Source organism: Xanthomonas sp. BRIP62415 (assembly GCF_003993515.1).
Classification (GTDB): Bacteria; Pseudomonadota; Gammaproteobacteria; order Xanthomonadales; family Xanthomonadaceae; genus Xanthomonas; species Xanthomonas euroxanthea.
This window is the reverse complement of sequence record NZ_QEZH01000018.1, coordinates 48,568-64,142: the sequence shown is the minus strand read 5'-3', so window position 1 is coordinate 64,142 and position 15,575 is coordinate 48,568. Positions and strand designations below refer to the sequence as shown.

The 15,575-nt window shown below is 66.1% G+C and carries 10 protein-coding genes; 4 read left to right on the top strand and 6 right to left on the bottom strand.

Going from position 1 to position 15,575, the window contains the following annotated elements:
- Positions 1–131: 131 nt before the first annotated feature.
- Together trxA and rho are read left to right on the top strand one after the other, a co-directional pair.
- On the top strand, positions 132–473 hold the full coding sequence (gene trxA / locus EO141_RS06065) for a thioredoxin TrxA (RefSeq protein WP_005923050.1): 342 nt from the start codon (positions 132–134) through the stop codon (positions 471–473).
- A gap of 217 nt (positions 474–690) precedes the next feature.
- On the top strand, positions 691–2,598 hold the full coding sequence (rho, locus tag EO141_RS06060) for a transcription termination factor Rho (protein WP_164739089.1): 1,908 nt from the start codon (positions 691–693) through the stop codon (positions 2,596–2,598).
- Between the two features lie 119 nt (positions 2,599–2,717).
- Here the strand turns inward: rho and aceK are convergent, their stop codons facing one another.
- The 6 genes from aceK to EO141_RS06030 form a co-directional block, all read right to left on the bottom strand.
- Positions 2,718–4,457: a bifunctional isocitrate dehydrogenase kinase/phosphatase gene (aceK, locus tag EO141_RS06055; protein ID WP_127168744.1), complete on the bottom strand. Its 1,740-nt coding sequence runs from the start codon at positions 4,455–4,457 to the stop codon at positions 2,718–2,720.
- Positions 4,458–4,724: 267 nt separating this feature from the next.
- Complete coding sequence (locus tag EO141_RS06050) at positions 4,725–6,956, bottom strand: NADP-dependent isocitrate dehydrogenase (protein WP_127168743.1); 2,232 nt, start codon at positions 6,954–6,956, stop codon at positions 4,725–4,727.
- Between the two features lie 389 nt (positions 6,957–7,345).
- Complete coding sequence (locus EO141_RS06045; protein WP_127168742.1) at positions 7,346–7,903, bottom strand: hypothetical protein; 558 nt, start codon at positions 7,901–7,903, stop codon at positions 7,346–7,348.
- A gap of 87 nt (positions 7,904–7,990) precedes the next feature.
- Positions 7,991–8,284 (bottom strand): LysM peptidoglycan-binding domain-containing protein, encoded by a 294-nt coding sequence (locus EO141_RS06040; protein WP_104584101.1) that lies wholly within the window; start codon positions 8,282–8,284, stop codon positions 7,991–7,993.
- Between the two features lie 102 nt (positions 8,285–8,386).
- On the bottom strand, positions 8,387–9,202 hold the full coding sequence (gene queF / locus EO141_RS06035; protein WP_127168741.1) for an NADPH-dependent 7-cyano-7-deazaguanine reductase QueF: 816 nt from the start codon (positions 9,200–9,202) through the stop codon (positions 8,387–8,389).
- Positions 9,203–9,364: 162 nt separating this feature from the next.
- Entirely contained in the window at positions 9,365–10,681 is a 1,317-nt protein-coding gene (locus tag EO141_RS06030) for a M20 family metallopeptidase (protein WP_127168740.1), read from the bottom strand.
- A gap of 256 nt (positions 10,682–10,937) precedes the next feature.
- On the opposite strand from EO141_RS06030, the gene EO141_RS06025 reads away from it, so the two are divergent.
- A complete protein-coding gene (locus EO141_RS06025) occupies positions 10,938–12,179 on the top strand; it encodes an efflux RND transporter periplasmic adaptor subunit (RefSeq protein WP_127168739.1) in 1,242 nt (413 codons plus the stop codon).
- Between the two features lie 93 nt (positions 12,180–12,272).
- Positions 12,273–15,521, top strand: a complete 3,249-nt coding sequence (locus EO141_RS06020; protein WP_127168738.1) for an efflux RND transporter permease subunit — start codon at positions 12,273–12,275, stop codon at positions 15,519–15,521.
- Positions 15,522–15,575: the final 54 nt, after the last annotated feature.

The following is a 15,575-nucleotide window of genomic DNA, read 5'->3' as shown; positions in this document are numbered from 1 at the left end:
AACTGCGGCTGTTGTGGCGGACAGCGCGGCTTCAGGACTGACACTTGATTCAGTCGCGCAATGCCCCAGTTTAACGCAATGTAGCGGCCTGCCCGTTCGGGCGGGCCGTTTTGGTTTCCAGGAGACCCAACGTGAGCGACAAGGTTCAACATGTCGGCGATGCCGACTTCGATACAGCTGTACTGCAATCCGGCGAACCGGTACTGGTGGATTTCTGGGCCGAGTGGTGCGGACCCTGCAAGATGATCGCCCCGGTGCTGGACGATCTGGCCGATACATACCAGGGCAGACTGAAGGTTGCCAAGGTCAATGTGGACCAGAACCGCGCCCTGGCCATCAAGTACCACGTGCGCTCGATCCCGATGCTGTTGCTGTTCAAGGACGGGCAGGTGCAGGCCACCCAGATCGGTGCGGTTGGCAAGGGCCAGCTGACCCAGATGATCGACAAGACCCTGGGCGGCGCGGCCGCCTGAGCGAGTGGGCGTCCAGCGATGGGCGCCCCGTGATGCGCCAGCAGTTAAATCCTGCTGAGGCAGGCGCTTGCGCGGTTGCGCGCAGCGGTGATAGTGTCAGTTGATCCGGAGCACGTTCGTGCGCCGACGTACCCCTCTAGAAACCTCTTCTAGACTCCCATCACCTAAAGTTCGCCCCCCAGCCGGGCGCTCGCACTCTTAGCGAGGAATCACGCACTTGTCCGATCATCCTTCCTCCGATACCGGGAGCAGCGTCGACGCTCCTGTCGAGAAGCGCGTGCGCAAGCCGCGCGTGAGCAAGACCGCCGCTGCCACCGACGACGGTGGCGCGCAGCAGCCCAACCTGCCCTTGCCCGCCAGCCCCGCACCCGAGACCCCACGTGCCCCGCAGGCCCCGTCGCACGCTGCCGATTCGGCACCGGCGCAGACGTCCGGCGATGGCGCGTCCTATGCCGGTAACGCCCCCAGCCCCAACCAGGGCAACCAGGGCAACGACACCCATGGCGACTCCCGCGAGGGTGGCCAGACACAGCAGCAGCGCTTCAATCAGGCGCAGCAGCAGCAGAACCAGAATCAGGCGCAGCACCGGGGCCAGGGCCAGAACCAGGCTCAGCCCCAGGCGCAAGGTCAGGGTCAGGGTCAGGGTCAGGGTCAGGACCAGGCCCAGAATGGCGGCCAGAATCAGCAAGGCCAGGGCCAGGGGCAGAACCAGCAGGGCAACCGCCGTGACCGCTTCCGCAACCGCCGCGACCGTGGACGCGACCGCTTCGGCAACGAAGGTGGTGGTGGCATGCCGTCGTCGGATGGCAGCAACGAGCCGTTCGTCGCGCGCCCACACCCGGCCGTGCCGGAAGGCTTCCCGGTCTACTCGCTGAGCGATCTCAAGCGGATGCCGGCGCAGAAGCTGCTGGATATCGCCGACCAGCTCAACATCCAGGAAGGCGTGGCGCGCGCGCGCAAGCAGGACGTGATCTTCGCCCTGCTGAAGGTGCTGACCCGCCACGGCGAAGGCGTTGCCGCCGATGGCGTGCTGGAAATCCTGCCCGACGGCTTCGGCTTCCTGCGTGCCGCAGAAGCCAGCTACCTGGCCGGCCCGGACGACACCTATATCTCGCCCAGCCAGATCCGCCGCTTCAACCTGCGGACCGGCGATCACCTGTCCGGCCGTATCCGCTTCCCGAAGGACGGCGAACGCTATTTCGCGCTGTCGATCGTCGACACCATCAATGGCGAGCCGCTGGAAGCCAGCAAGAACAAGGTGCTGTTCGAGAACCTGACCCCGCTGTTTCCACGTCGGCGCTTCCGGCTGGAGCGTGGCGATGGGTCCACCGAGGACATCACCGGCCGCATCCTGGATCTGATGGCGCCGCAGGGCAAGGGCCAGCGCGCGCTGATCGTCTCCCCGCCCAAGGCCGGCAAGACGATGATGATGCAGCAGGTGGCCACGGCCATCACCAGCAATCATCCCGAAGTGCACATGATCGTGCTGCTGATCGACGAGCGCCCGGAAGAAGTGACCGAAATGCAGCGCACCGTGCGCGGCGAGGTCATCTCCTCCACCTTCGACGAACCGGCCGCGCGTCACGTGCAGGTCGCCGAGATGGTGATCGAGCGCGCCAAGCGCCTGGTCGAGCACAAGAAGGATGTGGTGATCCTGCTCGACTCGATCACCCGCCTGGCACGCGCCTACAACAACGTGGTGCCCAGCTCCGGCAAGGTGCTCACCGGTGGTGTGGACGCCAACGCGCTGCACCGTCCGAAGCGCTTCTTCGGTGCGGCCCGTAACGTGGAAGAAGGCGGCTCGCTGACCATCATCGCCACGGCGCTGGTGGAAACCGGCAGCAAGATGGACGAGGTGATCTACGAAGAGTTCAAGGGCACCGGCAACAGCGAAGTGCATCTGAACCGTCGCATCACCGAAAAGCGCGTGTACCCGGCGATCGACATCAACCGTTCGGGCACGCGTCGCGAAGATCTGCTGATCGAGCCGGAGCTGCTGCAGAAGATCTGGATCCTGCGCAAGCTGCTGCACCCGATGGACGAAATCGCGGCGATGGAATTCCTGCTGGACAAGATGAAGACCACCAAGTCCAACGACGAGTTCTTCAGTTCGATGAAGCGCTGAGTCGCTCGGTATTCTCGACAAGAAAAAGCCCCGCATTGCGGGGCTTTTTTGTGGGTGCGGAGTTGTGTGTCCGACGAGCACCTCGTTATCGCCGCGCCACGCACATCGGCATTCGGCAGCTACGCCAGCCGACGCGAGTCTGCGTAGGGCGGGGTGTCGGGGTAGTCGTCCTCGCGCAGCCGGGTTTGCAGGTCGCGCCACCATTGCGGGTCGAACAGTTCCGGGTGCAGGTGCTTGACCGCTTCCAGCTGCGAGGGTGGCAAGCCCATGAATAGCGCGAAGCGCTCGGGGAACACATCGCGCGGGCCGACATGGAACCAGGGCTCGGCAGCCATCTGTTCTTCATAGGTGGTGGCGGTCGGCCAGTCGCGGAAGGTGCATTCGGTGATCAGGCACAGCTCGTCGTAGTCGTAGAACACCGCACGCTGATGGCGGGTGATGCCGAAGTTCTTCAGCAGCATGTCGCCGGGAAAGATATTGTTGCGCGCCATGTCCTTGATCGCCTGGCCGTAGTCCAGCGCGGCCGCATGCGCGGCTTCGGGCAGCTGTTCGCGCAGGTAGAGATTGAGCGGACGCAGGCGGCGCTGCACGTAGCACAGCGCGATCAGCACGTCCTGGCCATCTTCGCTCAGACTCGTCGCACAGCTGGTCTGCAGCTCTTCCAGCAACGCTGGCGAGAAACGCGATTTGGGAAACCGCAGGAAGCGATACGGCTGCGCGTCCAGCAAGCGACCGATGCGATCGAGCTGGAACACCAGCTCGTATTTGCCTTCGACCTGCGCGCGGCTCATGGTCTTGGGATAGGCGAAGCGGTCGCGAATCAGCTTGAACACCAGCGGATAGCTGGGCAGCGTAAACACCACCATGACCATGCCGGGCGTGCCATCGGCATGCACCAGCTGCTCGGACGGATGTGCCTGGAAATGGCTGAAAAAAGTGCGATAGCGTTCGGTCTTGCCCTGCTTGGCGCGCCCGAGCATCGTGTACAGCTCGTCGACCGGCTTGTGGGTGAGCAGGCTGCGCAAGAACACCACCGCATCGCCGACGGTGGACAGATCGGCCTGGAAGTAACTGCGCGAGTTGCTGAACAGTTGCGCGACATCGCTGCGTCGGGTCAGCACCGCTTCGGCGCGCAGGCCGGCGTCGTCGTTGACCAGGGCAATGACGCAGGGCGAGAAGCGATGTTCGCCGAACACCCGGCCCACCAGGTAGGCGCGGCGCTCGCGATAGAACACCGTCTCCAGCAATTCCACGCTGCGCACCGGGTGCTCGCCCCAGTGCGCGAGATCGTCGAGCAGGCGCACTGCGATCGCCGCCGCGCAGCGGGTGCGATGCGCATACGGCACGTCGAAGGAATAATCGCCAAGCACGCGCACCAGCATGTCGGTCAGCCGGCCGGGCGAGACCGCGTAGGTATGCCGCGCCACCGGCACGGTGATCGCATCGGTCGGCTCGATATCCAGCGCGATGAATTCGATATCGGCATCCACGCCGTGGGTGCCGAAGTAACGCCGGGTCAGGGTGTTGTAGAAGGTCTTGTACAACTCCTGATCGATCAGCCCGCGCAGCAGCGCGGCGTAATGCACGCGTGCGCGCATCCACAGCGCGCGATCGTGCGCCTGCCCCAGCAGCACCGCACGCAAGCGCAGCATGCATTCGCTGATGTACTGGTCGTACAGCGCGATCCGCGCCACCGCGTCATCACGTGCGCCGCTCCAGTCGCGCGTTTCAAAGCGCTGTTTGGCGCGTGCGGTGATCTCGGCAAACCGGGCGTGGTAGTCCTCGAAGGCGTCGTACACGGCATGGGCGATCGCCAGCGCACGGCGCTCGGACTGCGGCGGTAACGGGAGCTGGCTCATGCCGGCAGTGTACCCAGCGCATGTTGCGACGTGCAGCGGAGACAAACGATCCATCGAACAGGCGCACAGTCGGCCACATGCCGAGACTGCTCGCACCAAGGCGCAGGCTCTCTCGCAGGCACGGCATTGCCAGGTCGTGAGGCCTGGCACGCAACGACCGTGTTCTCGCTGTTGCGCGCAAACGCCGGAAACGACAAGGCCCGCCCCTCATCGAGGCGGGCCCTGCCTGTTGCACCTGCTGGACGCACCGCCAGGCGGTGCGCTGGATCAGGCCTTCAGCGTGGCCAACACGTCGTTGAAGGTCTTGCTCGGGCGCATCGCCTCGCTGACCTTGGCCAGATCGGGGTGATAGTAGCCGCCGATCTCGACCGGCTTGCCCTGGGCGCCGTTGAGCTCGGCCACGATGGTGGCTTCGTTCTCGGTCAGGGCCTTGGCCAGCGGTGCGAACTTGGCCTGCAGGGCGGTGTCCTCGGTCTGCGCAGCCAGGGCCTGCGCCCAGTACATCGCCAGATAGAAGTGGCTGCCGCGGTTGTCCAGTTCACCGACCTTGCGCGCTGGCGACTTGTTGTTGTCCAGGAACTGACCGTTAGCGACGTCCAGCGCCTTGGCCAGCACCGTGGCCGACGGATTGTCGTAGCGGTTGCCCAGATGCTCCAGCGAGGCGGCCAGGGCCAGGAACTCGCCCAGCGAATCCCAGCGCAGGCTGTTCTGTTCGACGAACTGCTGCACGTGCTTGGGCGCCGAGCCACCGGCACCGGTCTCGAACAGGCCGCCACCGGCCATCAGCGGCACGATCGACAGCATCTTGGCGCTGGTGCCCAGTTCCAGGATCGGGAACAGGTCGGTGAGGTAATCGCGCAGCACGTTGCCGGTGACCGAGATGGTGTCCTGGCCCTTGCGGATGCGCTCCAGCGAGAAGGTGGTCGCTTCCACCGGCGGCAGGATGCGGATATCCAGGCCGTTGGTGTCGTGATCCTTCAGATAGGTTTCAACCTTGGCGATGACCTGCGCATCGTGCGCGCGGGCCTTGTCCAGCCAGAACACCGCAGGGGTATCGCTCAGACGTGCGCGCTCGACCGCCAGCTTGACCCAGTCCTGGATCGGCGCGTCCTTGACCTGGCACATGCGCCACAGGTCGCCGGCTTCCACCGCATGTTCGAACACGGTGGCGCCGGTGTCGTCGGTGACCTTGACGGTCCCGGCGGCGGCAATCTGGAAGGTCTTGTCGTGCGAGCCGTATTCCTCGGCCTTCTGCGCCATCAGGCCGACGTTGGGCACCGAGCCCATGGTGGACGGATCGAATGCGCCATGCGCCTTGCAGTCGTCGATCACCGCCTGATAGACATCGGCGTAACAGCGATCCGGGATCACCGCCTTGGTGTCCTGCAGCTTGCCTTCGGCATTCCACATCTGACCGGAGTCGCGAATCATCGCCGGCATCGACGCATCGACGATCACGTCGCTGGGCACATGCAGGTTGGTGATGCCCTTGTCCGAATTGACCATGGCCAGGGCCGGGCGCTGCGCGTATTCGGCCTGGATATCGGCCTTGATCTGCGCCTGCTGGTCGTCCGGCAGCGTGGCGATGCGTGCGTACAGGTCGCCGATGCCGTTGTTGGGGTCGAAGCCGACCGACGCAAGCGCTTCGGCATGCTTGCTCAGCGTGTCCTTGTAGAACTCGCCGACCACCACACCGAACAGCACCGGGTCGGAGACCTTCATCATGGTGGCTTTCAGATGCACCGAGAACAGCACATCCTTGGCCTTGGCATCGGCGATCTGCGCGTCGATAAAGCTGGCCAGCGCGCGCTTGCTCAGCACCGCGGCATCGACGATTTCGCCGGCCTTGACCGCCACCTTGTCCTTCAACACGCTGCTGCTGCCGTCGTTACCGACGAACGCGATCTTCAACGCGCCGGCGGCCGCCACGGTGGCGGATTGCTCGCTGCCGAAGAAGTCGCCGTCGTCCATATGGGCCACGTGCGACTTCGAATCGCTGCTCCACTTGCCCATGCGGTGCGGATGCTTGCGTGCGTAGTTCTTCACCGACAGCGGCGCGCGGCGGTCGGAGTTGCCTTCGCGCAAAACCGGATTGACCGCGCTGCCCTTGACCTTGTCGTAGCGCGCCTTGACGTCCTTTTCGGCATCGTCCTTGGGCGTGTCCGGATACGCCGGCAGCGCATAGCCCTGGCCCTGCAGTTCGGCGATGGCGGCCTTGAGCTGCGGCACCGAGGCGCTGATGTTGGGCAGCTTGATGATGTTGGCTTCCGGCGTGGTGGCCAGCTCGCCCAGCTCACCGAGGTCGTCGGCGATCTTCTGCGCGTCGCTCAGGTGCTCGGGAAACAGCGACAGGATGCGGCCGGCCAGCGAGATGTCGCGGGTTTCGACCACGATGCCGGCAGTATTGGTGTAGGCATCGATGATCGGCAGCAGCGACTGCGTGGCCAGATACGGTGCTTCGTCGGTGAGCGTGTAAATGATCTTCGGTGTCTTCGACATAAGGTGCGATGGCTCGTGTGGTCGGAAGGAGCGCCGGCGTTGTTGGCACTGGCGTTGGCGTGCGCGACGGGGGTCGCTGCTGGCACGCCGATCGGCCGGCGCGTGGAACGCGGCGATGGATCAGCACGGCATTGTCGCGTCTGAGCCGCGCCCGGGTAAAGCGACCACAGGCGGATGCTCCGTCCCGCCACCCGGCCAATGCAATGGATGCAGCTGTAACGAACAGGCCATCCATGCAAAAGGGCGCGACCTTGCGATCGCGCCCTGCTGCGTCATGTGCCGAGTCAAGCATGCTGCGCGCCATCTCCCGCCTCATCAAACAGCCGCAAGAATTGCCTTGCGGGCCGTCGGCTGCCAGCGATGTGCCAGATGCCTGCCTGTCGGCGCGCTTACTTCACCGTAACGGTCTGCGGCGTACCGGCCGGCTTGCCATCCACCATCGCCTGCACGGTATAGGTGCCGGCCGGCCAGCCATCGGGCTTGCTGAAGCTCAGGTTGGTGGTCTCGGCTCCGCTGGTATTGAGCGTGGCGGTCTGTTCGCCGGCAACCTGGCCATCCTGGTAGGTCATCTTGGCCGACACCGGCACGTTGCTGGCGCTGCCGTCGGTCTTGATCGACACGATGATGGTGCTCTTGGCCCCGATGCTGGCCGACGGTGTCACGCTCTTGTCGGCAGCGGCCTCGGTGCCGACCACCACGCTGGAGACCGCGACTGCCGATCCAGCCGTGGCGGCGCTGTCGGTGCTGGCGGCGCCGGTCGCGGTGCTCTGGCCAGCCTGGTCACTTGCCGGCGGTGTTGCGGCCGGACCCGGCATCGCTTCGGTAGCGGCGCCGGAAGTCGGATCCTTGGACACGCTGTCGTCGTCGGCCTTCTTGCTGCAACCCGACAAGGCAAGCACGCCGACCAGCGCGATGGCGAGGGTGCTGGAAACGGATTTGGTACGCATGGATCAATCTCCGGAAGATCAAGCTAAAAGTGGGTTTCGAAAAGTGGGTTTCGAAAAATGGATTCGAGAAGTGGGTGCGCGGAGCGCCTAGGCCTTCGGCGGCAACTGCAGGACCTGGCCGGGAAAGATCTTGTCCGGATCCTTGAGCGTTTCGCGGTTGGCCTCGAAAATACGCGGCCACAGGTTGCCGTCGCCGTAATGGCGCTTGGCAATGCTGGACAGACTGTCGCCCGCCTGCACGGTGACCGATTCGCCAACCAGTTGCGCGGTGCTCTGCACGCTGGTGCGGACGTTGGAAAAATCCGCCGCAGGCGCAACCTCCGCGGTGCTGTCGACCGAGGAGGTCACGTTGGAGAAATCTGCTTTCTTGTCGACATTCATTGCCGCAATCCCTTTGCATCACGATGCCTGAAGGGTGCGCGGTGCGCTGTTAAGCGTGGATCGCGCCACCGTGAAGCTGGCGCGATCCTGCAATGGCGGCGATTACTGGCGCAGGTCGCGGAAGATCGACAGCGGTGTCGGCACGCTGGGTGAGCTGCGCAAGGGGTTGATGTCCAGCCCGCCACGACGGGTGTAACGCGCTTCGACCACCAGCCACTCGGGCGCGCAGCGCAGCAGCACGTCATGGAAGATCCGCTCCACGCATTGCTCATGAAACTCGGCGTGGTCGCGGAAACTCACCAGATAACGCAGCAGGCCTTCGCGGTCGATCGGGGCGCCGCGGTAGCGCAACGTGACGCTGGCCCAATCCGGTTGACCGGTGACCGGGCAATTGGACTTGAGCAGGGCCGAGGTCAGCACTTCTTCCACCACTGGTTGTGCGTGCGCCGCCAGATATGCGGCATTGGGCGGGCCGTAATCGTCGATGCTGACGTCCAGCGCGTCGATCGATTCGCCCTCGCCGACCGCATCGATCGGCGGCAGACCGAATTCCACCGCCACGTCGGCACCGGCGCGCGTGGACAGGTCGGTGGCGATGCGCGTGCGCACCGCTTCGGCGCTATTGAAGCGGGTGGCGTTGAGCGAATTGAGATACAGCTTGAGCGACTTGGATTCGATCAATGACGGCGAATCGCAGGGCACGTGCAAGGTGGCAGTGGCCACGCACGGCTTGCCCTGCGCATCGAGCCAGCTCAGTTCATAGGCATGCCAGCGGTCACGCCCGATGAAGGGCAAGGCCCCGCGCAGGCCGATCGCCTCGCGCCCGGCCGCGCGCGGAATCGGAAACAGCAGCGACGGATCGTAGCCGCTGGGGTAGGCAACCTCACGGCCGAGGGTGGAATCTTCTGGGGTATTCATCGCGCCAGTTTAGGCCGGGCGGGCTGGCCGTGAGGTATATGGCAGACGCGGGAGCGCGCTGGCGACAGCAGCAGGCCGCTCCGAGCAGCCCGCCGACCAATGGATCGCCACCGGTCAACGGGAACCGCGCAACTGCACACGATTCCCGATCCCACTCCCGATTCAGCCCGCCTGCCCCTGATGCAGGTAATCCAGCGACACCTGCAACAGTGCCCGCAAGCCCACATCCAGCGACGATTCGTCGAGCAGGAACTGCGGCGAATGGTTGCTGGGCGCGGTGGCCGGGTCGATGCCCTTGGCGGTGGAGCCGACGAAGAAGAACATCGACGGCACCTGCTGGGCGTAGAACGAGAAATCTTCCGCGCCCATCTGCAACGGCGGCTCGTAGACATTGTCGGCGCCGACCACGGCCTGCAGGCTGGGCAGCATCTTCGCAGTCAGCGCCGGGTCGTTGACGGTGGCCGGATTGCCGGGCTGGTCCGGTACCTGCGCCTGGACGGTGGCGCCGTGGGCGGCGGCGGTGTGCTCGGCCACCGTCTTGAGATCGGCGAAGATCTGCTGGCGCATGCCTTCGTCGAAGGTGCGGATGGTGCCGACCATGTCCACGTCGTCGGGGATGATGTTGTAGCGGATGCCGCCCTTGATCGCGCCAAAGCTCAGCACCGCCGGCTGCTTGGACAGGTTGGCGCGGCGGCTGACCACGGTCTGTGCAGCGCCGATCATGTCGGCACTGGCCACGATCGGGTCGATGCCGTTCCACGGCGCCGAGCCATGCGTCTGGCGGCCGATCATCTTGATCGCGAAGCGGTCCGAGGCCGCCATCAGCGGGCCACTGCGCACGGCGATCTTGCCGGCCTGCACGCTGGAGAACACATGCAGGCCGAACACCGCCTGTGGCTTGAAGTCGGCAAACAGGCCTTCCTTGAGCATCAGCGACGCGCCACCCTCCTCGTTGCCCGGCGCGCCTTCCTCGGAGGGCTGGAAGATCAGCATCACTTCGCCCGGCAGCTGCTCGCGCATGCCGACCAGCGCCTCGGCCACCCCGAGCAGGATCGCGGTGTGGGCGTCGTGGCCGCAGGCGTGCATCACCCCGACCTGCTCGCCGCGGTACTCGGCGGTGGCCTTGGAGGCGAACGGCAGGCCGGTCTGCTCCTTGACCGGCAAGGCATCCATGTCGGCGCGCAAGGCGATCTTCGGACCCGGCTTGCCGCCCTTGATGATGGCCACCACGCCGTGATGGGCGATGCCGGTGCGCGGCTTGAGGCCGAGCTTGCGCAGCTGCGCGGCCACGGTGGCGGCGGTGCGCTCCTCGCGGTTGGACAGTTCCGGGTGCTGATGGAAGTCGCGGCGCCACTGCACCAGCTTGGTCTGCAAGGGCGCGGCGGCGGCCTGCACCTCGGGCCGGGGCACAGCCTGGGCGGCGGCCAGGGTGGGCAGGGCCAGCAGCAAGGCGCTGGTCAGCAGGCGGGAGTGGCGCATCGGCAATCCTCTGAAGATGGTTGCTTAATGTAGTGCAGGCGCGTGCCCGGCGGGCGGCAGTGGGGCTCGATTCAGTCCTGCGGTCAACCGCATCGGCCCTGGCGCGTTGCCGCTGCACTGCATCCGTGAACGCTGCGGTCGTTTCGCCCGGCGAGCCGTTACTTCAGTAACGCTCAATTGCCTGACCGCAACGATATGCTGCGCACAGCCGCCCCACGGTCGCACCAGCGCCCGGCCCGCCATCAGGAGTTGTCGCATGTCGCGTTTTTGGAAGATCACACTGCTGGTCGTAGCGGTGCTCGTCGTGGTGTTCGTCGCCATGCGGATGTTCGGCGGGGGAGACCACGGCAAGCGGGCGGACGCGCCGGACGGCAATGGCACCGAGAACAGCGGCCCGGTGCCGGTCACGGTCGTGGCCGCCACCACCCAGGATGTGCCGGTCTACGCCAGCGCGCTGGGCACGGTGACCGCGCTCAATACGGTCACGGTCAGCCCGCAGGTCGGCGGCCAGCTGATGAGCCTCAACTTCAAGGAAGGCCAGGAAGTGAAGAAGGGCGAGCTGCTGGCGCAGATCGACCCGCGCACCCTGCAGGCCAGCTATGACCAGGCACTGGCGGCCAAGCGCCAGAACCAGGCGCTGCTGGCGACCTCGCGGGTGAACTACCAGCGCTCCAACGACCCGGCCTACAAGCAGTACGTCTCGCGCACAGACCTGGATACTCAGCGTAACCAGGTGGCGCAGTACGAGGCGGCGGTGGCGGCCAACGATGCGCAGATGCGCTCGGCGCAGGTGCAGTTGCAGTTCACCCGCGTGACCGCGCCGATCGACGGGATTGCCGGCATCCGCGGCGTGGACGTGGGCAATATCGTCAGCGCCAGCTCCACCATCGTCACCCTGACCCAGATCCGCCCGATCTACGTGTCCTTCAACCTGCCCGAGCGCGAGTTGCAGGCGGTGCGCAGCGGCCAGGCGGCTGCCCCGCTAGACGTGGCGGCGCTGGATCGCGGCGATGCGCACGTGATCAGCGGCGACGGCAAGCTGGAGGTGATCGACAACCGCATCGCCGCCGACAGCGGCACCTTCGGTGCGCGTGCGATCTTCGCCAACACCGACAACGCGTTGTGGCCGGGCCAGTTCGTCAACGTGCGCCTGCAACTGCGCACCATCTCCGGCGGCACCGTGGTGCCGACCCAGGCCGTGCAGCGCGGCCCGGACGGCGATTACGTCTACGTGGTCGGCAGCGACAACACCGCGCAGATGCGCACCGTGGTGCAGGGCGTGGAAGTGGACGACAGCCATGTGCAGGTCACCAAGGGGCTCAAGCCGGGCGAGCGGGTAGTCACCGAAGGCCAGTTCCGGCTCAAGCCGGGCAGCAAGGTCAGTGCGCTCAAGCCCGGCGAAACCCCGCCGGAGCCGACCGAGGCCGAACTCAAGGCCGCGCAGGACAAGAGCCATGGCGGCGCCGGTGGCCGACGCGGCGGCGGCGGTCCGCGCTAACTCGCGCGCACCGGCGACGGGACTTCCGTCACCGGTGCGCATCGGCGCCATGCGCGCCGGCATCGATTGACGTCTTCAGCAAGGACACCCCCCGTGGGCTTTTCGACCATCTTCATCCGCCGTCCCATCGCCACCTCGTTGTTGATGGCGGGCATCCTGCTGCTGGGCATCCTGGGCTACCGGCAATTGCCGGTCTCGGCGCTGCCGGAAATCGATGCACCCAGCCTGGTGGTCACCACCCAGTATCCCGGCGCCAACGCGACCACCATGGCCTCGCTGGTGACCACGCCGCTGGAGCGCCAGTTCGGGCAGATCTCCGGGCTGCAGATGATGACCTCCGATTCGTCGGCAGGCCTGTCCACGATCATCCTGCAGTTTTCGATGGACCGCGACATCGACATCGCCGCGCAGGATGTGCAGGCGGCGATCCGTCAGGCCACCCTGCCCTCGTCATTGCCGTATCAACCGGTCTACAACCGGGTCAATCCGGCCGACGCGGCGATCCTGACCCTCAAGCTCACCTCCGACTCGCTGCCGCTGCGCGAGGTCAACCGCTATGCCGATGCGATCCTGGCCCAGCGCCTGTCGCAGGTGCCGGGCGTGGGGCTGGTGTCGATCGCCGGCAACGTGCGCCCGGCGGTGCGCATCCAGGTCAATCCGGCGCAGCTGTCGAACATGGGCCTGACCATGGAGTCGCTGCGCAGCGCGCTGACCCAGACCAATGTCAGCGCGCCGAAGGGGTCGCTCAACGGCAAGACCCAGTCCTACAGCATCGGCACCAACGACCAGCTCACCGACGCGGCGCAATACCGCGAGACCATCATCAGCTACAGCAACGGCCGCCCGGTGCGGCTGGCCGATGTGGCCAACGTGGTCGACGGCGTGGAGAACGACCAGCTTGCCGCCTGGGCCGACGGCAAGCCGGCGGTGCTGCTGGAAATCCGACGCCAGCCCGGCGCCAACATCGTGCAGACGGTGGAGCAGATCCGCGGCATCCTGCCGCAGCTGCAGTCGGTGCTGCCGGCCGACGTCCACCTGGAGGTGTTCTCCGACCGCACCGAAACCATCCGCGCCTCGGTGCACGAGGTGAAGTTCACCCTGGTGCTGACCATCGCGCTGGTGGTGGGGGTGATCTTCGTGTTCCTGCGCCGGCTGTGGGCCACCATCATCCCCTCGGTGGCAGTGCCGCTGTCGCTGGCCGGCACCTTCGGGGTGATGGCGTTTGCCGGCATGTCGCTGGACAACCTGTCGCTGATGGCGCTGGTGGTGGCGACCGGTTTCGTGGTCGACGATGCGATCGTGATGATCGAGAACATCGTGCGCTACATCGAACAGGGCAAGAGCGGGCGGGAAGCGGCCGAAGAAGGCGCCAGGCAGATCGGTTTCACCGTGCTGTCGCTGACCGTGTCGCTGGTGGCGGTGTTCCTGCCGCTGCTGCTGATGCCGGGCGTGACCGGGCGCCTGTTCCATGAGTTTGCGTGGGTGCTGTCGATTGCGGTGGTGATCTCGATGCTGGTGTCGCTGACGCTGACGCCGATGATGTGCGCCTACCTGCTCAAGCCCGACGCCCTGCCCGAAGGCGAGGACGCGCACGAACGCGCCGCCGCCGCCGGCAAGACCAACCTGTGGACGCGCACCGTGGGCGCCTACGAGCGCAGCCTGGACTGGGTGCTGGCGCACCAGCCGCTGACCCTGGCGGTGGCGATCGGCGCAGTGGCGCTGACCGTGGTGCTGTACGTGGCGATCCCCAAGGGTTTGCTGCCCGAGCAGGACACCGGCCTGATCACCGGGGTGGTGCAGGCCGACCAGAACGTGGCGTTCCCGCAGATGGAGCAGCGCACCCAGGCGGTGGCCGCGGCGCTGCAGAAGGACCCGGCGGTGACCGGCGTGGCCGCCTTCATCGGCGCCGGCACCATGAACCCGACCATCAACCAGGGCCAGCTGGCGATCGTGCTGAAGACGCGCGGCGACCGCGAGGGCCTGGACGAGGTGCTGCCGCGCCTGCAAAAGGCGGTGGCCGGCATTCCGGGCGTGGCGCTGTTCCTCAAGCCGGTGCAGGACGTCACCCTGGACACCCGCGTGGCCGCCACCGAATACCAGTATTCGATATCGGACGTGGACAGCAGCGAGCTGGCCACCTGGGCCGGGCGCATGACCGAGGCGATGCGCAAGCTGCCCGAGCTGGCCGACGTGGACAACAACCTGGCCAACCAGGGCCGTGCGCTGGAACTGAGCATCGACCGCGACAAGGCCAGCATGCTCGGCGTGCCGATGCAGACCATCGACGACACGCTGTACGACGCCTTCGGCCAGCGCCAGATCTCCACCATCTTCACCGAGCTCAATCAGTACCGGGTGGTGCTGGAGGTGGCGCCGGAATTCCGCAGCAGCACCGCATTGATGAATCAGCTGGCGGTGGCCAGCAACGGCAGCGGCGCGCTGACCGGCACCAATGCGACCAGCTTCGGCCAGCTGACCTCGTCCAATTCGTCCACCGCCACCGGCGTGGGCGCGCAGAACACCGGCATCGTGGTCGGTGCCGGCAGCATCATTCCGCTGGCCGCGCTGGCCGAGGCCAAGGTCACCAACACGCCGCTGGTGGTCAGCCACCAGCAGCAGCTGCCGGCGGTCACCATCTCGTTCAATCTGGCACCGGGACATTCGTTGTCGCAGGCAGTGGCGGCGATCGAGCAGGCGCGCCAGGACCTGAAGATCCCGACCCAGGTGCACGCGCAGTTCGTCGGCAAGGCGGCCGAATTCACCGGCAGCCAGACCGACATCGTCTGGCTGCTGCTGGCCTCGATCGTGGTGATCTACATCGTGCTGGGCGTGCTGTACGAGAGCTACATCCATCCGCTGACGATCATCTCCACGCTGCCGCCGGCCGGCGTCGGCGCGCTGCTGGCACTGATGCTGTGCGGGTTGAGCCTGTCGGTGGACGGCATCGTCGGCATCGTGCTGCTGATCGGCATCGTCAAGAAGAACGCGATCATGATGATCGACTTCGCCATCGACGCACGCCGCGAAGGCGCCAACGCGCACGAGGCGATCCGGCGCGCCTGCCTGCTGCGCTTCCGCCCGATCATGATGACCACCGCCGCGGCGATGCTGGGCGCGCTGCCGTTGGCCCTGGGCACCGGCATCGGCTCGGAACTGCGGCGTCCGCTCGGCATCGCCATCGTCGGTGGCCTGCTGCTGTCGCAGCTGGTGACGCTGTACACCACGCCGGTGATCTACCTGTACATGGAACGTGCCGGCGAGCGGCTGCGCGACTGGCGCGCGCGCCGCGCCGCACGTCATGGCGATGCAGCTGTGGCTCCAAGCCCGGAGCGCCCGGCATGAGGACCGGTAGCGGTATCGCTGACCGATCCGCTGGCCCGCGGCATCGCCCGCTCG

What these genes read in the sequence shown, in the direction of transcription:
- EO141_RS06025 (WP_127168739.1), top strand. Translation starts at nt 10,938, where the DNA reads ATGTCGCGTTTTTGGAAGATCACACTGCTGGTCGTAGCGGTGCTCGTC.
- EO141_RS06045 (WP_127168742.1), bottom strand. Translation starts at nt 7,903, where the DNA reads ATGCGTACCAAATCCGTTTCCAGCACCCTCGCCATCGCGCTGGTCGGC.
- aceK (WP_127168744.1), bottom strand. Translation starts at nt 4,457, where the DNA reads ATGAGCCAGCTCCCGTTACCGCCGCAGTCCGAGCGCCGTGCGCTGGCG.
- EO141_RS06030 (WP_127168740.1), bottom strand. Translation starts at nt 10,681, where the DNA reads ATGCGCCACTCCCGCCTGCTGACCAGCGCCTTGCTGCTGGCCCTGCCC.
- EO141_RS06050 (WP_127168743.1), bottom strand. Translation starts at nt 6,956, where the DNA reads ATGTCGAAGACACCGAAGATCATTTACACGCTCACCGACGAAGCACCG.
- EO141_RS06040 (WP_104584101.1), bottom strand. Translation starts at nt 8,284, where the DNA reads ATGAATGTCGACAAGAAAGCAGATTTCTCCAACGTGACCTCCTCGGTC.
- queF (WP_127168741.1), bottom strand. Translation starts at nt 9,202, where the DNA reads ATGAATACCCCAGAAGATTCCACCCTCGGCCGTGAGGTTGCCTACCCC.